General features: G+C 61.2%; 19 protein-coding genes and 1 pseudogene. 11 read left to right on the top strand and 9 right to left on the bottom strand.

Features of this window, described 5'->3' with window-relative positions; all coding sequences use genetic code 11:
- The first annotated feature begins 392 nt into the window (after positions 1-392).
- The 3 genes and pseudogenes from C5F71_RS01850 to C5F71_RS29590 all read left to right on the top strand — a co-directional run bounded on the left by C5F71_RS01850 (position 393) and on the right by C5F71_RS29590 (position 3555).
- Positions 393-1712, top strand: a complete 1320-nt coding sequence (locus C5F71_RS01850; RefSeq protein WP_166647879.1) for a Na+/H+ antiporter family protein — start codon at positions 393-395, stop codon at positions 1710-1712.
- Between the two features lie 163 nt (positions 1713-1875).
- Positions 1876-2649, top strand: a pseudogene (locus C5F71_RS29595) (cache domain-containing protein); the annotation flags it as partial.
- 84 nt (positions 2650-2733) lie between these two features.
- Positions 2734-3555, top strand: a complete 822-nt coding sequence (locus C5F71_RS29590; protein ID WP_371923407.1) for a methyl-accepting chemotaxis protein — start codon at positions 2734-2736, stop codon at positions 3553-3555.
- 233 nt (positions 3556-3788) lie between these two features.
- Here the strand turns inward: C5F71_RS29590 and yegQ are convergent, their stop codons facing one another.
- The gene (gene yegQ / locus C5F71_RS01840) at positions 3789-5108 is read right to left on the bottom strand and encodes a tRNA 5-hydroxyuridine modification protein YegQ (RefSeq protein WP_029296634.1); all 1320 of its coding nucleotides are present in this window, start codon (positions 5106-5108) and stop codon (positions 3789-3791) included.
- A 162-nt stretch (positions 5109-5270) separates the two neighbouring features.
- Between yegQ and C5F71_RS01835 the strand changes: the two genes are divergently transcribed.
- On the top strand, positions 5271-6338 hold the full coding sequence (locus C5F71_RS01835) for an AI-2E family transporter (RefSeq protein WP_029296631.1): 1068 nt from the start codon (positions 5271-5273) through the stop codon (positions 6336-6338).
- Here C5F71_RS01835 and C5F71_RS01830 read toward each other — a convergent pair.
- The 3 genes from C5F71_RS01830 to C5F71_RS01820 all read right to left on the bottom strand — a co-directional run bounded on the left by C5F71_RS01830 (position 6335) and on the right by C5F71_RS01820 (position 7395).
- On the bottom strand, positions 6335-6514 hold the full coding sequence (locus C5F71_RS01830) for a hypothetical protein (protein ID WP_029296629.1): 180 nt from the start codon (positions 6512-6514) through the stop codon (positions 6335-6337). The genes C5F71_RS01835 and C5F71_RS01830 overlap by 4 nt on opposite strands.
- Positions 6515-6622: 108 nt before the next feature.
- Positions 6623-6817: a hypothetical protein gene (locus tag C5F71_RS01825; RefSeq protein ID WP_029296627.1), complete on the bottom strand. Its 195-nt coding sequence runs from the start codon at positions 6815-6817 to the stop codon at positions 6623-6625.
- A gap of 230 nt (positions 6818-7047) precedes the next feature.
- Positions 7048-7395 (bottom strand): hypothetical protein, encoded by a 348-nt coding sequence (locus C5F71_RS01820; protein ID WP_029296625.1) that lies wholly within the window; start codon positions 7393-7395, stop codon positions 7048-7050.
- A 156-nt stretch (positions 7396-7551) separates the two neighbouring features.
- Between C5F71_RS01820 and C5F71_RS01815 the strand changes: the two genes are divergently transcribed.
- The gene (locus tag C5F71_RS01815; protein WP_029296623.1) at positions 7552-8373 is read left to right on the top strand and encodes a shikimate 5-dehydrogenase; all 822 of its coding nucleotides are present in this window, start codon (positions 7552-7554) and stop codon (positions 8371-8373) included.
- Between the two features lie 81 nt (positions 8374-8454).
- On the opposite strand, the gene C5F71_RS01810 is transcribed toward C5F71_RS01815, so the two are convergent.
- Positions 8455-9105 carry a YceH family protein gene (locus tag C5F71_RS01810; protein WP_104910462.1) on the bottom strand — a complete coding sequence of 217 codons (651 nt, stop codon included), beginning with the start codon at positions 9103-9105 and terminating at the stop codon, positions 8455-8457.
- Between the two features lie 115 nt (positions 9106-9220).
- On the opposite strand from C5F71_RS01810, the gene C5F71_RS01805 reads away from it, so the two are divergent.
- Positions 9221-9730: a DUF1993 family protein gene (locus C5F71_RS01805; RefSeq protein WP_029296619.1), complete on the top strand. Its 510-nt coding sequence runs from the start codon at positions 9221-9223 to the stop codon at positions 9728-9730.
- Between the two features lie 971 nt (positions 9731-10701).
- Here the strand turns inward: C5F71_RS01805 and sstT are convergent.
- Complete coding sequence (gene sstT / locus C5F71_RS01795; RefSeq protein ID WP_104910460.1) at positions 10702-11925, bottom strand: serine/threonine transporter SstT; 1224 nt, start codon at positions 11923-11925, stop codon at positions 10702-10704.
- Between the two features lie 211 nt (positions 11926-12136).
- Between sstT and C5F71_RS01790 the strand changes: the two genes are divergently transcribed.
- Positions 12137-13291, top strand: a complete 1155-nt coding sequence (locus C5F71_RS01790; protein WP_104910459.1) for an MFS transporter — start codon at positions 12137-12139, stop codon at positions 13289-13291.
- On the opposite strand, the gene nhaR is transcribed toward C5F71_RS01790, so the two are convergent.
- Positions 13288-14193 carry a transcriptional activator NhaR gene (nhaR, locus tag C5F71_RS01785; RefSeq protein WP_104910458.1) on the bottom strand — a complete coding sequence of 302 codons (906 nt, stop codon included), beginning with the start codon at positions 14191-14193 and terminating at the stop codon, positions 13288-13290. The genes C5F71_RS01790 and nhaR overlap by 4 nt on opposite strands.
- A gap of 134 nt (positions 14194-14327) precedes the next feature.
- Between nhaR and C5F71_RS01780 the strand changes: the two genes are divergently transcribed.
- From C5F71_RS01780 to mnmH, 4 genes are all read left to right on the top strand, one after another.
- Positions 14328-14579, top strand: a complete 252-nt coding sequence (locus tag C5F71_RS01780) for a hypothetical protein (RefSeq protein ID WP_029296611.1) — start codon at positions 14328-14330, stop codon at positions 14577-14579.
- A gap of 28 nt (positions 14580-14607) precedes the next feature.
- The gene (locus C5F71_RS01775) at positions 14608-15357 is read left to right on the top strand and encodes a TerC family protein (protein ID WP_029296609.1); all 750 of its coding nucleotides are present in this window, start codon (positions 14608-14610) and stop codon (positions 15355-15357) included.
- Positions 15358-15451: 94 nt separating this feature from the next.
- On the top strand, positions 15452-16486 hold the full coding sequence (gene selD, locus C5F71_RS01770) for a selenide, water dikinase SelD (protein WP_104910457.1): 1035 nt from the start codon (positions 15452-15454) through the stop codon (positions 16484-16486).
- Positions 16486-17589: a tRNA 2-selenouridine(34) synthase MnmH gene (gene mnmH / locus C5F71_RS01765; protein ID WP_104910456.1), complete on the top strand. Its 1104-nt coding sequence runs from the start codon at positions 16486-16488 to the stop codon at positions 17587-17589. The genes selD and mnmH overlap by 1 nt, the downstream gene beginning before the upstream one ends.
- Before the next feature lie 89 nt (positions 17590-17678).
- Here the strand turns inward: mnmH and C5F71_RS01760 are convergent, their stop codons facing one another.
- Positions 17679-18734, bottom strand: coding sequence for a permease (locus C5F71_RS01760; RefSeq protein ID WP_029296602.1), 1056 nt, complete (start codon positions 18732-18734; stop codon positions 17679-17681).
- A gap of 114 nt (positions 18735-18848) precedes the next feature.
- Complete coding sequence (locus tag C5F71_RS01755) at positions 18849-19550, bottom strand: hypothetical protein (protein WP_029296600.1); 702 nt, start codon at positions 19548-19550, stop codon at positions 18849-18851.
- Positions 19551-19553: the final 3 nt, after the last annotated feature.

Below are 19553 nucleotides of genomic sequence, written 5' to 3'. Positions count from 1 at the left end.
CATTGAGCATCTGCGTGCTGGAGGTCTGGACCCTATGTGAGCTCTGATCCATGCGATACAGCGAAAGACCCACTAGCAGGGTCACGATCCCCAACAGACAAAGGCCGGCGAGGAGGGTGATTTTCCATTGAATGGACAGCTGCCTGAGCGACATGGAGATCTTTTAACCTTCGTTACGACAGAGATGATCCGTTGTATCGGCCGCCCGGTTTTTTTCTTTATTCATACGATCAATTGAATTCTGTTTACGACGTCGCGCTTTGACATGGCGTGTCGGCTGCTGCAAAGTGCGCGCCCTCTAATAAAACTCCTTTTCTGCGTGTGCCGTGGTCGCCATTTGGCCAGGGTGCCGGCGCGTGTTGTTTTTATGTTTCTGTCCTGAGGTAACCATGATTAACGCAGTAATCGCCGCGGTCGGCACCATGCTCGTGCTGAGCCTGTCCCGCGTGCATGTGGTCATCGCGATCATCGTCGGCGCCCTGGTCGGCGGCTTGACCGGAGGTCTTGGCATCGACGCGACGCTCAGCGCATTCAACAGCGGCCTGGGCGGCGGCGCCACGGTGGCGCTGTCTTACGCATTGCTCGGTGCTTTCGCCGTGGCGATCGCCAAGTCCGGCCTGGCCCACGCCCTGGCGGACAAGGCGCTGCTGCTGGTGGATCGCCAGGAAGCGACGGGCGGCAGTCATGTCAAATGGCTGCTGATCTGCCTGCTGGGTGCGGTGGCGATTGCCTCGCAGAACATCCTGCCGATCCATATCGCCTTTATCCCGCTGCTGGTGCCGCCTCTTCTGTATGTGCTGACCAAGTTGCAGATTGACCGGCGCCTGATCGCCTGTGTCATGACCTTTGGCCTGATCACCCCGTACATGTTCCTGCCGGTGGGCTTCGGCAACATCTTCCTCAACCAGATCCTGCTGGCCAACGTCGCCAAGAGTGGGGTGGATATCAGCCAGGTCAATGTGACCCACGCCATGGGCATCCCGGCGCTGGGCATGGTGTTCGGCCTGTTGGTGGCGGTGTTTATCAGCTACCGCAAGAAGCGCGTCTACGACCTGGAGAAAATCGAGCGGGTCGAGCAAGTGGCGGTGCAATACAACCCGCTGACCCTGCTGGTAGCCGGGCTGGCCATTGCCTCGGCGTTTATCATCCAACTGTGGCTGGACTCAATGATCATTGGTGCCCTGGCGGGTTTCCTGATCTTCTCGGTGTCGGGCATCGTGCGCTGGCGCGACACCGATGACCTGTTCACCGAAGGCATGAAGATGATGGCGATGATCGGCTTCATCATGATCGCGTCCTCCGGGTTTGCCGAAGTGCTCAAGGCCACCGGCCAGGTGCAGACGCTGGTGCAGGCCTCTGCGGCGTTTATCGGCCATAGCCGTGGCGTGGGCGCGCTGTTGATGTTGCTGGTGGGGTTGCTGGTGACCATGGGGATCGGCTCGTCGTTTTCCACGGTACCGATCCTGGCGGCGATTTTCGTGCCGCTGTGTGTGCAACTGGGCTTCAGCCCCCTGGCCATTGTCTGCATCGTCGGCACCGCTGGCGCCCTGGGCGATGCCGGTTCGCCAGCGTCGGACTCCACCCTGGGACCGACCTCGGGTTTGAACATCGACGGCCAGCACCACCATATCTGGGACACCGTGGTCCCGACCTTCCTGCACTACAACCTGCCGCTGCTGGTGTTCGGCTGGTTTGCCGCGATGACCCTCTGACCTCTCCTGTAGGAGCGAGCTTGCTCGCGAAGGATTCAAGGGCACCGCGTCCATCCAGGATGCCGGTGTTATTGCCGACGATTTTCGCGAGCAAGCTCGCTCCTACAGTTTTTTCTCTCAGGGCCGTTAACCTGTTAACGCTGCCCTATAAGAGAGAAGATCCATGCGTCTGAGTCTGAAGGCCAAAGTCCTGTCCCTCGCCGTACTGCCGGTGTTGTTGTTTGCCGTGGTCATCAGCCTGACCACGGTATGGATCCTCAAGGAACAGGCGCGCAGCGAGGTGGCTGAAACCCGCGAGCGGCTGCTCAACAATGCCAAGGCCACCCTGCAGAGTTACGTGGAAGTGGCGATGACCACCATCAAGCCGCTGTACGACGCCGCCGCTCCTGGCGATACGCAGGCGCGGGCGCAGGTGGTCAAGCTGTTGTCCAACACCACCTACGGCAAGGACGGATATTTCTTTGGCTACGACTCCGAGACCATCCGCCTGTTCAAGGGCAATAGCCCCGATGGCGTGGGCAAAAGCTTCAAGGACAACCGTGACCCCAACGGCGTCTACGTCAACCGCGACCTGGTGAAGGTCGGCAAGGACGGCACCCACTACCTGCAATACAGCTCGACCCAGCCGGGGCAAACCGAACTGGTGCCCAAGCTTGGCTACACCGAATACTTGCCCAAGTGGGACATGGTGATCGGTACGTCGGTCAACCTCGACGGTATCGATGCGCTGGTCAGCGAAGTGGAAGCCAAGGTCAACGAACGTATGGAAGGGGTGTTGTTGAGCATCGTCGGTATCGCTGTGGTCCTTCTGTTGCTGATTGCGGCAGTGGGCATGGTGCTGGCCAATACCATCCTGCGCCCCTTGCACCTGATGAAGGCCAACCTCGACGACATCGCCGCCGGCGAGGGTGATTTGACCTGCCGCCTGGCAATCACCAGCCAGGACGAGTTGGGTGAACTGGCCGGTTCGTTCAACCGGTTTGTAGACAAGATCCATGGCTTGGTGCGCCAGATCACCGACATGACTTCGCAACTGACCGGCCTGGTCAGCCAGGTGTCCGAGCAGGCCCACCGTTCGGAGCAGGCCATGGAGCGCCAGCGCCAGGAGACTGACCAGGTGGCCACGGCGATCAACGAAATGTCGTCTGCCGCCCATGAAGTGGCCCGCAGTGCCCAGGGCGCCGCGGTGGCGGCGCAGCAGACCGACGCCGAAGGCCAGGCCGCCAAACGCGTGGTGGATGGCAGCATCGCGCAGATTCATGCGTTGGTGAATGACATCCGCAGCAGCGGCGTGTCCCTGGACAGCCTGCAACAGGACGTATCGTCGATTGTCAGCGTGCTCGGGGTGATCCGCTCGATTGCCGAGCAGACCAACCTGCTGGCCCTCAACGCCGCCATCGAAGCGGCCCGCGCCGGTGAAGCCGGACGTGGCTTTGCGGTGGTGGCCGATGAAGTGCGCGCACTGGCCAGCCGCACCCAACAAAGCACCCAGGAAATCCAGGGCATGATCGACCGCCTGCAAAAGGGCACCGAGGCGGCGGTGGAATCCATGCGCCGCTCCAGCGATGCCGGCGACGGCACCTCGGCCCAGGCCAATGAGGCCGGGGCGTCCCTCGATACCATGGCGCAGTTGATCGGCACCATCAACACGATGAACGCGCAGATCGCCAGCGCCTCGGAAGAGCAAACCGCCGTGGCGGAAGAGATCAACCGCAGCGTGCATCAGATTGCGGTGGCGGTGGACAGTGTGGCGGACGAAACCCAGCAGGGCGCGCAGACTTCACGCAGCCTGGCGGATCTGGGGCAGCGATTGGGGCAGTTGGTGGGGCAGTTCAGGATCTGACCTGGCAATTGCGGTGCTTGTTCTGGCCTCATCGCGGCATCGGTAGACACTGACGAACTCCCTTGTGGCGAGCGGGCTTGCCCCGCGCTGGGCTGCGAAGCAGCCCCAGTGAGCCGAATGCGGCGTATCAAATACTCCCTAGCAGCCGGTTTTGGGGCTGCTTCGCAGCCCAGCGCGGGCGATGCGGCGTTCCGACAAGCCCGCTCGCCACAGAGCGCTATCTTTAAAGCCTGCTACACATCCCGCATCAACAACCCAAACCCGATATCCATCTCCAACGGCACCGGCACATACACCGTATGCCCATCCCCCGGCGCCACCTCGATCGCCTCGCCCTTGGCGTTATGCATCCTCCCCAAGTCAAAATGGAAATTCCCCGCCGGGGTCATCAACTCCAGGTGGTTGCCCAGCGCAAAGCGGTTCTTCACCTTGACCTCGGCCAGTTCCCCGCGCCGCTCGCCGGTCAACTCGCCGACAAACTGCTGGCGCTCGGAAACCGAGCTACCGTTCTGGTAGTTCTGGTACTCGTCATGCACATGGCGGCGCAGGAAGCCTTCGGTGTAGCCGCGCTGGGCCAGGGATTCGAGGTTGGTCATCAAGCCACGGTCGAACGCGCGCCCGGCCACGGCGTCATCAATGGCCTGGCGGTACACCTGGGTGGTGCGTGCCACATAGAAGTGGGATTTGGTGCGGCCCTCGATCTTCAGCGAGTGCACGCCCATCTGCGTCAGGCGCTCGACGTGCTGCACCGCCCGCAGGTCCTTGGCGTTCATGATGTAGGTGCCGTGCTCGTCCTCGAAGGCCGGCATCTGCTCATCGGGGCGGTTGGCCTCCTGGAGCAGGAACACCTGGTCGGTGGGCGCGCCAAGGCCCAGGGTCGGTTCGGGCTGATACTGCTGGACGATATCGCCCACGCTGTTTTCGACGGCGGGGCTGGCCTGGTACTTCCAGCGGCAGGCGTTGGTGCAGGTGCCCTGGTTGGCATCGCGCTTGTTCATATACCCCGACAACAGGCAGCGCCCGGAATAGGCCATGCACAGTGCGCCATGCACAAACACTTCCAACTCCATGGCCGGCACTTGCTGGCGGATTTCGGCGATTTCTTCCAGGGACAGTTCCCGCGACAGGATGATCCGGCAGATGCCTTGCTGTTGCCAGAACTCGACGCTGGCCCAGTTCACCGTGTTGGCCTGTACTGACAGGTGGATCGGCATCTGCGGGAAGTGCCGGCGCACCAGCATGATCAAGCCGGGGTCAGACATGATCAGCGCGTCCGGGCCCATGGCGATCACCGGTTCCAGGTCCTTGAGAAAGGTCTTCAGCTTGGCGTTGTGTGGCGCGATGTTGACCACGACATAAAAGCGCTTGCCCTGGGCCTGGGCCTCGGCGATACCCAGGGCCAGGTTGGCGTGGTCGAACTCGTTGTTGCGCACCCGCAAGCTGTAGCGCGGCTGGCCGGCGTAGACCGCATCGGCGCCGTAGGCAAAGGCGTAGCGCATGTTTTTCAGGGTGCCAGCGGGGGCGAGCAATTCGGGAGCGAGGACAGGGGGCATGGGGATTCAGGTCGCAAAAGGGCGGCAGGGTAGCCGAGCCGGGCCGGGCGCTTATTGATCTGGGTCTACGCTGTAGAAATAAAGATGGCACTCGCCGGATGCGCGGTGGACTAAGCAACAGGGCGCGCTGGGCGCCCGGCGTTTTTCTGGTACGGATCGGACATGAACCAAACGAATCTGCAATTCAAAACCCTGCTGTTGCTGCTGGTCGTGGTGACTGTCGGCTTCTTCTGGATCCTGTTGCCGTTCTATGGCGCGGTGTTCTGGGCGATCATCCTCGGGATCATTTTTGCGCCCATGCAGCGGCGCCTGCAGCTCAAGTTTGGCTGGAACCGCAACCTGACGTCGCTGTGCACCTTGATGGTGTGCCTGGTGATCGCGATTTTACCGGTGATCATCACCAGCGCCTTGCTGGTGCAGGAGGGGGCGACGCTGTACAAGAACGTCGAGAGTGGCAAGTTGGATGTGGCGGGCTACATCGAACAATTCAAGAACTTCCTGCCGCCGTACTTCCAGCACCTGCTGGACCGCTTCGGCATGGGCAACCTGGAGGGCCTGCGCGAGAAAATCGTCAAGGGCGCGATGCAGGGCAGCCAGTTCTTCGCCAGCCAGGCGTTCAGCTTCGGCCAGGGCACCTTTGATTTCCTGGTGAGCTTTTTCATCATGCTGTACTTGCTGTTCTTCTTGCTGCGCGACGGTCCCGAGCTGGTGCGCAAAGTGCGCACGGCAGTGCCGCTGGCCGAGCCGCAGAAGCGTCGCCTGCAACTGAAGTTCAACCGCGTGGTGCGCGCGACCGTCAAAGGCAATGTGCTGGTGGCGGTGACTCAGGGCGCATTGGGTGGCCTGATCTTCTGGTTCCTGGACATTCCCAGCGCGTTGCTCTGGGCGGTATTGATGGCGTTCCTGTCGTTGCTGCCTGCGGTGGGGGCGGGGATTGTGTGGGGGCCGGTGGCTGCGTACTTCCTGCTCAGCGGTTCAATCTGGCAAGGAGTGGTGCTGGCCTTGTTCGGGGTATTTGTGATTGGCCTGGTGGACAATGTGCTGCGCCCGATCCTGGTGGGCAAGGACACCAAGATGCCGGATTACCTGATCCTGATCTCGACCCTGGGCGGGCTGTCGGTGTTCGGCCTCAATGGCTTTGTCATCGGCCCATTGATCGCCGCACTGTTTATCTCCAGCTGGGCGCTGTTTGTCGAGACCAAACCCCGGGTGCGGCTGCCATTGCCCTAGGCTGAGAAGCAGTGGGCCATCTTGCGGGACAGGGCCTGGGCGTCGGGCAACGAGGCCAGGGGCCCGCTGATGGCTTCACCGTCGCGTACCAGGTACCAACAGGCGAGCAAACCCAGTTTGCGCAGGGGGCCGGGGACGGCACTGCCAACGACGGACATGATCTGGATAGTGGGCATATGTACCTCCATTGCTGATGGAGTTCACCTTACGGCGGCTGGGCGGCGAGGGAAAATCACCCTGCTCGATAGTCAACATCACTGCCATCGAGGCTGCGCCGACAGGGCTCAGTCCACCACCTGGTCCAGCATGTGCAGCACTTCTTGTTCATTGAGCAGGCCCTTGTGGACCAGGTTTTCTGCCAGCAACGAGAGAAACTTGGCGCTACGGTGGCCTTCAAGGTGCTTGAGTTCAGTCAAGGCGCTGTAGACCTTGCTGGAAGTGCAGAGGCCGGCGGTGCGGTGCGGGTTTTGTGTGGGCATGCTGGGGCGTCCTTGTTGTTATGACCTGTTATGGGGGACCGTTTCGATAGTGAGAGTGCCGCGTGACACAAACATGACAGCGCGCCCCCCGGTTGGGCAAGTACACTTTGGCCTTAATAATGTCGGATTTAACGGTCGGCGATGTCTCCATAACGACCCCGGCGAGATTTATTCAGACCCTGCACCCACAAAAAAGCCCCGCCTGGAATGCGGGGCTTTGTATACCGGGCTTACCAGCCGCGCCCGTAATAGCCTCGGGGCGGGCCGTAGTAGCCGCGTGGTGGCCCGTAATACACCGGCGCCGGGCGGTAATAAACCGGCTGCTGCACGTACACCGGTGGTGGCTGGTAATAGACCGGTGGCGGGGCGGCATACACCGGCTGCGGCTGGTAGTACACAGGTTGTTGCTGTACATACACCGGCCGATCATGGCTGGCGATCACTGAGCCCACCACGGCTGCGCCGACAACCGCACCCAAAACGGCCGGGCCACCCCAACCACCACCATGGGCGGAGGCTTGGCCGGCTACAGCGAGTGCACCGATCAGCAAGGCGATCCTGGGGATTTTACGCATCATGGTCTTTCCTCGGTTGGCCCCTGCGCTTGTGGTCTGAGACTCAAGGATTGTCGCGGGGATACTTTTAAGACAACGTATTTCAGCAAAACAGCACTGCAGCTAGGTAAAGGTTGTGTAAGGTCTGTACCGATTTGCTTACTTGAAGAGGAGTTACCGATGCTGATGAACCCCAACAAGGACACCCAGTTGTGCATGTCGTTGTCGGCCCGCCCGGGTAATTTCGGCCTGCGCTTTCATAACCATTTGTATGAGCAGTTGGGGCTGAATTTTTACTACAAGGCTTTCAGCAGCCAGGACTTGAACGGCGCTGTAGCCGGGATCCGCGCCTTGGGCATTCGTGGCTGTGGGGTGTCGATGCCGTTCAAGGAAGCCTGTATCGAACTGGTGGATGAACTCGACGACTCGGCCCGCGCCATCGCCTCAATCAACACCATCGTCAATACGGCCGGCCACCTCAAGGCCTACAACACTGATTACATCGCCATCGAGCAACTGCTGCAAAAGCACGCGGTGCCCAAGGACTCGACCTTTGCCCTGCACGGCAGTGGCGGCATGGCCAAGGCCGTGGCCAGTGCCTTGCGTGACGGTGGCTACGCCAATGGCCTGATCGTTGCCCGTAACGAAGGAGCAGGCCGGGCCCTGGCGCACAATCTGGGGTATGAGTGGCAGGCGACATTAGGTAACGCGCGGCCGCAGATGCTGGTCAACGTAACGCCCATCGGCATGACCGGCGGCGCCCAGGCCGAGGACCTGGCATTCGAGGCCGACGCCATTGATGCGGCAGAGACTGTATTCGATGTGGTGGCGATCCCCGCCGAAACGCCGCTGATCGTGCGTGGCCGGGCCCAGGGCAAGCGGGTGATTACCGGCCTGGAAGTGATCGCGATCCAGGCACTGGAGCAGTTCGTGCTGTACACCGGCATCCGCCCGACGGATGAGCAGTTCCAGAAAGCCGTAGCGTTTGCCCGACAGGGCTAAGGCAGGCCTTGTAGGAGCCGGCTTGCCGGCGATGGCGGCAAGGGCCTCATCGCCGGCAAGCCGGCTCCTACAAAGGGGCGGTTATTCGAGGCGTGAGAGGCGTTCTTCCAGCGCCGCAATCCGCGCCTCCAGCTCCTCGATGCGCTCCAGAGAAACCCCGCTGCCAGCGCTGCTGCGCTCCACCGGGCTGCCACGGGCGGCCAGGATCGCCTCGATATCCGCCGGGTCACCCAGGGAGTGGGTGTAGCGGTCCTCACGCTGGCCGGCTTGCTTGGGGACCAGCACGGCAAGGTCGCGGGCGATCAGGCGTTCGAGTTGGTGTACCACCTGCTCGGCATCTTCAAAGTCATGCATGCGCCCGCTGCGGGTCAGCAATTCATTGACCGTCTGCGGGCCACGCAGGAACAACAGGCCAGTAAGAATCACCTGCGCCGGCACCAGTTCCAGGGCCTTGTCCACCCGGTGTTCCCAGCGGTCGGCACGGCTGCCCATCACCAGTTTGGTAAACCCCTGGCCTTCCAGGGCCCGCAGGCTCTGGCCAACCTGGCCCTGGCTGAGGTTCATCACAGGTTCCCGGCTGGTTTTCTGGTTGCAGGCCAGGACCAGGGCATTGAGGGTCAGCGGGTAGGTTTCCGGGTTGGTGGCCTGCTTTTCGATCAGGCAGCCCAGAACACGGATTTCCGTGCTGTTGAGGCGCGGCTCGGAGGAGTTGGTGTCGTGCTCGGCGGTCATCGCGCTTTCCCTATGCAGTGAACCCACTAGCCTAATCCCGAAAAAATAAAAGACAAGCAGCGCTCATGTCTATAATCGCGGCTGTTCAAACCCTGCCACCACTGTCGAGACTGTCATGACTATTTCCCTGTACGCCGCTTCCCTTCCGGTCTTCAAGCAAATGCTCAACGCTTTGAGCGATGTGCTGAACAAGGCCGAGGCCCACGCCACCGCCAAGAACATCGACCCAAACGCCTTGCTGCAAGCGCGCCTGTTCCCGGACATGTTCCCGCTGGTGCGCCAGGTGCAGATCGCCGTGGATTTTGCCAAGGGCGTTTCCGCGCGTCTGGCCGAGATTGAAGTGCCGAAATACGAAGACAACGAAGTCACCTTCGCTGACCTGCAAGCGCTGATCGCCAAGGTGCTGGCGTTCATCGACACCATCACCCCGGCGCAGATCGATGGCAAAGAAGGCATCGAGATCGTCACCCGTCCGGGCACCCCTAAAGAGAAGCGCTTCAGCGGCCAGTCCTACCTGCTGACCTACGGCCTGCCGCAGTTCTTCTTCCACGTCACCACCGCCTACGCCTTACTGCGTCACAACGGTGTGGAAGTGGGCAAGCGCGACTATATGGGCGCGTTCTAATTACTGAGTAACACCGCAAAACAAATGTGGGAGCTGGCTTGTGTGGGAGCTGGCTTGCCTGCGATGGCCATCAGTATCTACACAACTCGCTCTTCCGGGTATGTGTACATATCCGTTGCCGCGGTCGCGGCGGGTATGGGTTCCGCCCTTACGGCGGCTCACTTTTGAACAGCGCAAAAGTAAGCAAAACGCTCTTGCCCCACCACTCGGTGCCTCGCCTAGGCTCGGCATGCCCGCAGTCAGGCATTGCTCCGTGGGCCCGCCGCGATCGGCCATCCATGGCCGTGTCGCGGCTACCCCGGCATCCTGCCGGGGTGCCCACTGCGCAATACCTGCCTGCGGCCATCGTGGTTTAACGGGGCGCCTAAGATCAAAAACCAGATCAAAAACCAGATCAAAAACAGAGCAACAGCAACGCCAGAGCGCGAAGCTGCATTCCCCTGTGGGAGCTGGCTTGCCTGCGATAGCGGTGTATCAGCCGATAAATATATTGACTGATCGACCGCTATCGCAGGCAAGCCAGCTCCCACAGGTATACGCGTAAACCTCACCGATCAGGCCGGCTGTCAGGCCGCCTCGCTCTGCTTGTGATTTTGATCTTAGGCGCCCCGTTAAACCACGCTGGCCGTAATCCGATATTGATTTGGGGGGTAAACCGGCAGGACGCCGGTTTAGCCGCGCTGGGCCATGGATGGCCCATCGCGGCGACCCCCAAAATCAATGTCGGATGACGGGCACACCGAGCCTAGGCGAGGTGCCGAGTGGTGGGGCAAGAGCGTTTTGCTTACTTTTGCGCTGTTCAAAAGTGAGCCGCCGTAAGGGCGGAACCCATGGCCGCCGTTACCGCAGCAATGGATATGCCCCCTACATCAGCCCAAAACTCAGAGCCCAGAAGTATCAGAGAGTTGTGTAGATACTCATGGCCATCGCAGGCAAGCCAGCTCCCACACAAGCCAGCCCCCACTGTTGTATCAGGCCGGGTTCTTGTCTTCTTGGCCCAGGCACGCCGCGGCAGTGAACAACACGTCGGTAGACGAGTTGAGCGCGGTTTCTGCCGAATCCTGCAGCACCCCGATAATGAAGCCCACGGCCACCACTTGCATGGCGATTTCACTCGGAATCCCGAACAGGCTGCACGCCAGCGGAATCAGCAACAACGACCCCCCAGCCACACCCGACGCGCCACAAGCGCAGATCGCGGCAACCACACTCAACAACACCGCGGTCGGCAGGTCGACGGCGATGCCCAGGGTATGCACGGCGGCCAGGGTCAGCACGGTGATGGTGATGGCGGCGCCGGCCATGTTGATGGTCGCCCCCAGTGGGATCGAAACCGAATAGGTGTCTTCGTGCAGGCCCAGACGCTCGCTCAATGCCAGGTTGACCGGGATGTTGGCCGCCGAACTGCGGGTAAAAAAGGCGGTGATCCCGCTCTCACGCAGGCACAGCAGCACCAGCGGGTAGGGGTTGCGGCGCAGTTTCCAGAACACGATTGCCGGGTTGATCACCAGCGCCACGAACAACATGCAGCCGATCAGCACCAGCAACAGGTGCGCATAGCCCAACAGCGCATCGAAACCAGAGGCCGCCAGGGTCGAGGCGACCAGGCCGAAGATACCCAGCGGCGCGAAACGAATCACCACACGCACGATCAGCGTGACGCCGTTGGACAGGTCGTCCAGGACGGTGCGCGTGGTTTCACCGGCATGGCGGATTGCAATGCCCATACCGATGGCCCAGGCCAGGATGCCGATGAAGTTCGCATTCATCAGGGCGCTGACGGGGTTGTCCACCACACTGAGCAGCAGGCTCTGCATCACTTCGCCGATCCCGCCCGGGGCGCTGATGGCGACATCATGGGTCGCGAGGACCAGGTTCGAGGGGAACAGGGTGCTGGCAATCACTGCCACAACCGCCGCAGAAAAGGTGCCCAGCAGATACAGGAACAGGATCGGCCGTATATGGGTTTCCTGGCCATGCTTGTGGTTGGCGATCGAGGCCATCACCAGCACAAACACCAGGATCGGCGCGACGGCCTTGAGCGCCGAGACAAATACCTTGCCGATAAACGCGGTGGACAGGGCTGCACTGGGCGACAGCAGGGCCAGCAGGATGCCTGCGACCAGGCCAATGACAATTTGGGTCACCAGGCTGACGCGCAGCAGGCGTTGAAACAGCGAAGGGGCAGCAGTCATAAAGAGTTGTCTCTAGTTTTTTTAATGTGTGCAGCACTGTGCAAGGCGCGAAGTCTAACATGCCGTAGGACACATCCCATTTGCTGCGGCATTCAGTCGCCAAAGCCGTGCGTGGTCCGGTTACATTCTGTTAACCTTGGCCATCCTCTTCTTACCTCTCTGTCAGCGGGCCCTTGGGCCGACGCTGGCGTCGCCGTTTCTGGAGTTATGCATGTTGTTGCCCATCCTGCTGCTGTCCGCAGCCGGTTTTACGGTGTTGACCACCGAATTTGTCATCGTGGGCCTGTTGCCCTCCATCGCCCGTGACCTGGATGTGAGCGTGTCCCAGGCTGGCTTGCTGGTGACGCTGTTTGCCTTCACCGTGGCGGCGTTCGGGCCGTTCCTTACCGCGTATTTCGCACGCTTCGAGCGCAAGCGCCTGTTTATCAGCATCCTGTTGATGTTCGGCGCGGCCAATACCCTGGCGGCCCTGGCGCCGAATATCTGGGTGATGGCCGTGGCAAGGCTGATTCCGGCCCTCGGGTTGCCGGTGTTCTGGGCCCTGGCCAGTGAAACCGCCGTGGATATTGTCGGGCCGGACTACGCCGGCCGGGCGATTGCCAAGATCGGCTTTGGCATCGTCTGCGCGACGGTCTTCGGGATTCCGGTGGGCACCTTGATCTCTGACATGTTCGGCTGGCGCACCGCCTTTGGCATCCTGGCCGGGGTGGCGCTACTCAAGGTACTGCTGCTGTTGATTTACCTGCCGGCGACCACGGTGAAGAAGGAAACCGTGACGTTGCGCTCGCAGTTCAAGATCCTGCGCAACCCCTTGATGCAGGGCCACGTGTTGCTGTCGATTCTGGTATTTAGCGGCATGTTCACCGCCTATACCTACCTGGCAGACATTCTTGAGCGCCTGGCCGGCTTCGATGGCACGCTGGTGGGCTGGTGCCTGATGGGCTTTGGTGTCGTGGGCCTGATAGGCAATTCGTTGGGCGGGCGCATGGTCGACAAGCACCCGCTGATCGCCTCGATGGTGTTCTGTGGCTTTATGATCGCGGGCATGGTGGCGCTGGTGCCGGCGATCCACTCCACCCTCGGCCTGGCCGCGGCCATGGGCATCTGGGGCGTGACCCAGGCGGCGCTGTTTTTGGTCAGCCATGTGCGGCTGATGAAGGCCGCGCCCCATGCGCCGGCGTTCGCGGCGTCGCTGAACATTGCCGGGGCCAACCTGGGCATTGGCCTGGGGGCGATGGTCGGCGGGCATGTGATCGACACCCTCGGTCTGGGCAGCCTGGGGTTCGCGGCGTCGGGCTTTATCCTGCTGTCGATTCTCCTGGCCCTGTGGCTGATGACCGCCAAGACCCGGGTCGCTTGCGCCTAGGTCGGCAACGCAGTAAACAGTTCGCGGCGGGCGCCTTCGGTTATCGCAACGATACCGGGGTGCTTGACCTTGCGCTCCACCGAAATCGCATAGAACGACTCGGTGACTGCATCTGTCTGGCCCACCAGTGCCACGCCGTACTGGCGTAGCACTTCCTCGGCAATCACGCTGGGGGCGATGAAAATCCCGCTGCCGGATTGGCCAAACGCCTGCATCAAGGCACTGTCGTCGAACTCGCCGATGATCTTCGGCTGGATCTTTTGCTCGGCAAACCAGCGCTGCAAACGGCTGCGTACTACGGTTTCCGCGCCGGGAATCAACAGCGGCGCGCCGTGCAGGCACTGTGGGAAATCACCGGGGTGCTGGTCAGCCAATGCCTGGGTGGCGAAAAAACTGATGCCGCATTCCCCCAGTTTCTGGCTGTAGCCCTTGATGTCGAGGTGGCTGGGCATGGGGCTGTCGGAAATTACCAGGTCCAGGCGCTGGATCGCCAGGTCGGCCAACAGCCGCTCCAGTTTGTCTTCACGGCAGGTAATACGCAGCGGCTCGTTCAACTCCATGGTCGGCGCGATCAGCCGATAGACAATGGACTTGGGCACCACATCCGCCACGCCGACGCGAAACACGATCTGCTGTTCATTGGGCGGGGCGCGCAACATCGCTTCCAGTTCATTGCCGGTCTGGAACATCTGCTCGGCATAGGGCAGGGCCTGGCGCCCGGCCTCGGTCAGTTCCAACTGGCGCCCCACCCGTTGAAACAGGGCAATGCCGAATGTCTGTTCGAGCAGGCTGATTTGCCCACTGATGGTTTGCGGGGTGAGGTTCAGTTGCTCACAGGCGCGCACGATGCTGCCTGTCTTGGCCACCACCCAGAAGTAATGCAGTTGTCGGTAATTGAGCATGGTGGCCGTCAGTTCGTAAAAACCGAAGTATACGCGAGAAAAATACGAATTTTACTGAAGTGTTCACCTGCATAGAATGCGTCGCTATCGCGGGGCCACTACTTGGACCCAATGGTTCTAACGAGGAATACATCATGAAACTCAATTCTCTCGGCGCAGCTTCGTTGCTTGCGCTTTCATTGGTGATGATCAGCGGCTGCGATCAGGTCGAGAAAAGCGCGCAGCAGGTCCTGGGCAAAGCCACCGAATCGGCCAAGCAAGCGATCGATGACACCCACAAGGCCGCCGAGCAGGCATTGAGTGAAGCGACGCAAGGCCTGATCAGTCCAGAAAAAAAGGACGATCAGCCCGAGCAAGAGTCTGAATCGAACACCAAAGAAACCTAATTTCCCAGCACAACGTCAGGACTGACCTATGGAATACCTTTTACAACTGGCCGCCAGCCCCACCGCCTGGGTAGCCCTGGCGACCCTGATCGTCATGGAAATCGTGCTGGGCATCGACAACCTGATCTTCATCTCGATCCTCACCAACAAACTGCCCGAACAACACCGGGCCAAGGCACGACGCATCGGCATCAGCATGGCGCTGATCCTGCGCCTGGGCCTGTTGAGCACCATCGCGTTTATCGTGCAACTGACGGCGCCGGTATTTGAAGTGTTCGGCCAGGCGTTTTCGTGGAAGGACATGATCCTGATCGCCGGTGGCCTGTTCCTGGTGTGGAAGGCGACGACCGAGATCCACCACAGCATGGACCCGGAGCCCGAAGAGAAGGCAAGCGTGGGCAATACTGTGGCTATCGGCTTTGCTGCGGCCATCGGGCAGATCCTGCTGCTCGACCTGGTGTTCTCCATCGACAGCATCATCACCGCCGTCGGCATGACCGAGCACTTGCCGATCATGATCATTGCCGTGGTGACCTCGGTGATCGTGATGCTGGTTGCGGCTGAACCCCTGGCCAAGTTCATCAACGACAACCCGACCGTGGTGATGCTGGCCCTGGGCTTCTTGATCATGATCGGCATGACCTTGATCGCCGAAGGTTTCGGTGCCCATGTGCCTAAAGGCTACGTGTACGCGGCCATGGCGTTCTCGGCTGCCATCGAGTGCTTGAACATCGCACGGCGCAATCGCCACAAGCGTTTGCTCGCTGCCCGCCAGTAACCGCTCAAACCCAGAAGCCGGCTGTGCTCCCAAGAGCCCAGCCGGCTTTTTGCTGTCTGTTAGACTTCGCGCACTTGATAGTTTGAGGTCCACCATGAACGAGCCGATTCGCCTGACCCAGTACAGCCACGGTGCCGGTTGCGGCTGCAAGATTTCGCCGCAGGTGCTGGAAGTGATCCTCGCCGGCAGCGGCGCGCAGAACCTCGACCCCAACCTTTGGGTGGGCAATGCCTCGCGTGACGACGCCGCGGTGTACGCGATCGACGACGAGCGCGGCGTGGTTTCCACCACTGACTTTTTCATGCCTATCGTCGACGATCCCTTCGATTTCGGGCGCATTGCTGCCACCAACGCCATCAGCGATATCTACGCCATGGGTGGCGACCCGTTGATGGCCATTGCCATTCTTGGTTGGCCGGTCAATGTACTGGCCCCGGAAATCGCCCGGGAAGTGATCCGCGGTGGCCGCTCGGTGTGCGACGCGGCCGGCATTCCCCTGGCCGGTGGCCACTCCATCGACGCCCCGGAGCCGATCTTCGGCCTGGCCGTCACCGGGCTGGTGCACAAGCGCCATATGAAGCGCAACGACACCGCCACCGCTGGCTGCCGCTTGTACCTGACCAAACCCCTGGGTATCGGCATCCTCACCACCGCCGAGAAGAAGGGCAAATTGCGCGAAGCCGATATCGGGCTGGCGCGGGACTGGATGTGCACCCTCAACAAACCCGGCAGCCGCTTTGGCAAACTGGCCGGGGTCAGCGCCATGACTGACGTGACCGGTTTCGGCCTGCTCGGGCACCTGGTGGAAATGGCCGACGGCAGCGGTTTGACTGCCCTGATCGACTACGAAAAAGTCCCACGCCTGCCGGGGGTCGAGTACTACCTGGACCAGGGCTGTGTGCCGGGCGGTACGTTGCGCAACTTCGACAGCTATTCGGGCCAGTTGGGCCGTATCAATGAGTTGCACAAGCGTGTGTTGTGCGACCCGCAGACCAGTGGCGGGCTGCTGGTGGCTGTCACGCCAGAGGGCGAAGCCGAGTTTCTTGCGGTAGCGGTCGAACTGGGCTTGAACCTGGCGCCCATTGGCCAGTTGGTCGAGCGACAGAGCAACGCGGTAGAGGTGTCTTGATGCCCAGCGACATCACCGATTACCGCGACATCTTTCTCAACGACCGCCCGATGATGGATACCCGCGCACCGGTCGAATTCGTCAAGGGTGCGTTCCCCGGGGTGGTCAATCTACCGTTGATGAACGATGACGAACGCCAGCGGGTGGGCACTTGCTATAAGCAGCAGGGGCAACAGGCGGCGATTGTAATGGGCCATCAGATGGTGTCCGGGGCGACAAAGGCTGAACGTGTCGAGCAGTGGGCACAGTTCGCGCGTGCCCATCCTGAGGGCTACCTGTATTGCTTTCGCGGCGGCTTGCGCTCGCAGATTGTCCAGCAATGGCTACGCGAGGCGGGTATCGACTATCCGCGGGTCGGTGGTGGCTACAAGGCTATGCGCAGCTTTTTGCTCGATACGGTCGAGCGCGCTACCCGCGAGTGCGACTTCGTCCTGCTGGGCGGCATGACCGGCACTGGGAAAACCGAAGTCCTCGGCCAGTTGCGCAATGCGCTGGATCTGGAAGGGCACGCCAATCACCGGGGTTCCAGCTTCGGCAAGCGCGCTACCGCACAGCCCTCCAACATCGATTTCGAGAACCGCCTGGGGGTTGATCTGCTGAAAAAACGCGACCAGGGTATCGAGCAATTCGTGGTCGAGGATGAAAGCCGCATGATTGGCAGTTGTGCGCTGCCCCTGGCCTTGCACAAAGGCATGCAGGCATTCCCGATGGTGTGGTTGGAAGATAGCCTGGCGGGGCGGGTCGAGCGAATCCTGGGCGATTATGTGGTGGACCTGTGCGCCGAGTTTGTCAGCGTGTTTGGTGAGTCGGGCCAGCAGGTGTTTGCGCAGCGCCTGACCGAGAGCCTGGGCAATATCCACAAGCGCCTGGGGGGCGAACGGTTCCAGCGGTTGCAGGGCATCCTGCAGCAGGCCCTGGAAGAACAGGCGCGCAGCGGCGCGGTGGATCTGCATCGTGCGTGGATCGAAGGGTTGCTGCGCGAATACTACGACCCGATGTATGCCTTCCAGCGTGAGAAGAAGGGCGCCCGCATCGAATTCGCCGGGGAGCAGGGGGCAGTGCTGGAGTATTTGCGCGAGCGTGGTGCCCGGCGCGGGTGCTGACGACTGTCCCCGTGGCGATGCGGCGTTCCGACAAGCCCGCTCGCCACAGGAGCCCTTTCAGCAGCATACCTATGCGGCGATGCCCAACCCTACAGCACGACCACCGCCACCAACCCACACACCACACCCATCAACATGGTCAGCCCGGCCACTGTCACCAGCACCCGTGTATCGAAATCCTTGCGCAGCATCAACAGCGACGGCAGGCTCACGCTCGGCAGGGTCATCAACAGGGCCACCGCTGGCCCGGTCCCCAGGCCCAGGGCCATCATGGTCTGCACAATCGGGATTTCCGCCGCGGTGGGAATCACAAACAGGGTGCCGACAATCGCCAGGGGCACCAGCCAAACCAGGCTGTCGGCCATCGCCCCGTCCACATGGGGGAACAGCCATACCCGTGCCGCGCCCAGCAGCAACACCGCCAGGATGTACACCGGGATGGTGCTCCAGAACAACTGCCATAAGGTGCGCAGCCAGCGGGTGAGGAAGGGCTGGCTGTCGGCGCCGCTGACGTTGGCCACGGCCTCCAGCGCCACTTCCGGCACCTGCTCCGGGCGTGCGATGCGTTGGGCGATCAGCGCCACACCGATCACCAACACGATCCCGGCCACCAGCCGCAGTGCGGCAAAGTCCCAGCCCAGGACAAAGCCCATGAACACCAGGGTCGCCGGGTTGAGTACCGGGTTGCCCATCCAGAACGCCAGGGCAGCGCCCACCGACACTTGCTGACGACGCATCCCCGCCGCCACGGGGGCGGCGCAGCAACTGCACATCATGCCCGGCAGGGCGAACAACCCGCCGCGTACCGTGGAACCAAGCCCGGCGCGCCCGAACAGGCGTAACAGCCAGTCCCGTGGAATCAACACTTGCAGCAACGATCCGAGAATCACCGCCAGCACGGCGGCTTTCCAGATTGCCAGGAAATACACCTGGGCATAGGCCAGGGCCGCCGCCAATGGCGAGCCTTGTTGATCGTTGAGGATCGAGTTGCCGATGCTGTGGCTGTCTGCCGCAACGAACGCCTTGAAGTAGTAGGGCGACCACTTCACGTAATACAGGCCGACGCAGGCGACCAACAGGAACAGCGCCGGCTTCCACCAGAAGGACCAGCCGCGTACAGGGCTGGCAGAGGTGAGGTTAGACATGGTCAGGATCCGCAGATAAGTCGATAGCGACGCATCATACGCGGTCCCGCCCCCAGTAGGAGCCGGCTTGCCGGCGATAGCGGTGTGTCACGCGGGACGCAGTCGCCGGTAAGGTCAGCTGTCAGCGTTTACGTGCGTCGCATCCGGGCAGGTCTGCAAGCCGTTATCCAGCCCTTGCTTGTAGTTGCGGCTGAGCAGGCTGGCCTTGCCGTTCTGCCAGGTCAGGGTCAACACGTACAGGGTGTCGAAGTCGCCGCCGGACCAGTCTTCGGTGATGGTGTACTTCTCGCCGACCGCTTCGCTCGCCACCTTGTTGATCAGTTCCGGCAGGTAACCGTGGGACCAGGCGGTGTAGATGGTGGAGTTGTGGTACTTGTCCTCCATCAGCTCGTCCGCCAGGTCGCTGGTATCGTTGGCCGAAAACTCGATGTTCACCGGCAACCCAAGTTTGATCGCGCTGGGGCTGATGGTCATCAAAGGCCGGATGTAGCTGTAGGAGTTGTCGAATTCGCCTTCCTCGACATTACGCGTCGGGTTGGCCGCGAATACAAAATCGGCGGCGCCGAATTTTTCCGGCAGTACGGTGGCCAGGTTCATCGCGCGGTTGAGGCCCTGGCAATTGAGTTGGCCCAGGCCGCCAGCGGGTTTTTCGCCATGGCGCAGGAACACCAGGGTCTGTACGCCGTTCTTCGGTTCGGCACTGCTTTCGCGGGCTTCGAAGGCCAGCATCAAGGCGCCGCCTACAAAGAACATCGGTAACACGTAATAAGCATATTGTTTGAAACGTTTGCCAAGGCACAAAGGCTTGATTTTCATTGG

This window comes from Pseudomonas sp. LG1D9 (genome assembly GCF_002949995.1).
Lineage (GTDB): Bacteria > Pseudomonadota > Gammaproteobacteria > Pseudomonadales > Pseudomonadaceae > Aquipseudomonas > Aquipseudomonas proteolytica.
This window is presented reverse-complemented; position numbering and strand designations above follow the sequence as displayed.

What these genes read in the sequence shown, in the direction of transcription:
- C5F71_RS01805 (WP_029296619.1), top strand. Translation starts at nt 9,221, where the DNA reads ATGACTATTTCCCTGTACGCCGCTTCCCTTCCGGTCTTCAAGCAAATG.
- mnmH (WP_104910456.1), top strand. Translation starts at nt 16,486, where the DNA reads ATGCCCAGCGACATCACCGATTACCGCGACATCTTTCTCAACGACCGC.
- C5F71_RS01815 (WP_029296623.1), top strand. Translation starts at nt 7,552, where the DNA reads ATGCTGATGAACCCCAACAAGGACACCCAGTTGTGCATGTCGTTGTCG.
- C5F71_RS01825 (WP_029296627.1), bottom strand. Translation starts at nt 6,817, where the DNA reads ATGCCCACACAAAACCCGCACCGCACCGCCGGCCTCTGCACTTCCAGC.
- C5F71_RS01810 (WP_104910462.1), bottom strand. Translation starts at nt 9,105, where the DNA reads ATGACCGCCGAGCACGACACCAACTCCTCCGAGCCGCGCCTCAACAGC.
- yegQ (WP_029296634.1), bottom strand. Translation starts at nt 5,108, where the DNA reads ATGCCCCCTGTCCTCGCTCCCGAATTGCTCGCCCCCGCTGGCACCCTG.
- C5F71_RS01780 (WP_029296611.1), top strand. Translation starts at nt 14,328, where the DNA reads ATGAAACTCAATTCTCTCGGCGCAGCTTCGTTGCTTGCGCTTTCATTG.
- C5F71_RS29590 (WP_371923407.1), top strand. Translation starts at nt 2,734, where the DNA reads ATGACTTCGCAACTGACCGGCCTGGTCAGCCAGGTGTCCGAGCAGGCC.
- nhaR (WP_104910458.1), bottom strand. Translation starts at nt 14,193, where the DNA reads ATGCTCAATTACCGACAACTGCATTACTTCTGGGTGGTGGCCAAGACA.
- C5F71_RS01790 (WP_104910459.1), top strand. Translation starts at nt 12,137, where the DNA reads ATGTTGTTGCCCATCCTGCTGCTGTCCGCAGCCGGTTTTACGGTGTTG.
- sstT (WP_104910460.1), bottom strand. Translation starts at nt 11,925, where the DNA reads ATGACTGCTGCCCCTTCGCTGTTTCAACGCCTGCTGCGCGTCAGCCTG.
- selD (WP_104910457.1), top strand. Translation starts at nt 15,452, where the DNA reads ATGAACGAGCCGATTCGCCTGACCCAGTACAGCCACGGTGCCGGTTGC.
- C5F71_RS01760 (WP_029296602.1), bottom strand. Translation starts at nt 18,734, where the DNA reads ATGTCTAACCTCACCTCTGCCAGCCCTGTACGCGGCTGGTCCTTCTGG.
- C5F71_RS01775 (WP_029296609.1), top strand. Translation starts at nt 14,608, where the DNA reads ATGGAATACCTTTTACAACTGGCCGCCAGCCCCACCGCCTGGGTAGCC.
- C5F71_RS01755 (WP_029296600.1), bottom strand. Translation starts at nt 19,550, where the DNA reads ATGAAAATCAAGCCTTTGTGCCTTGGCAAACGTTTCAAACAATATGCT.
- C5F71_RS01830 (WP_029296629.1), bottom strand. Translation starts at nt 6,514, where the DNA reads ATGCCCACTATCCAGATCATGTCCGTCGTTGGCAGTGCCGTCCCCGGC.
- C5F71_RS01835 (WP_029296631.1), top strand. Translation starts at nt 5,271, where the DNA reads ATGAACCAAACGAATCTGCAATTCAAAACCCTGCTGTTGCTGCTGGTC.
- C5F71_RS01820 (WP_029296625.1), bottom strand. Translation starts at nt 7,395, where the DNA reads ATGATGCGTAAAATCCCCAGGATCGCCTTGCTGATCGGTGCACTCGCT.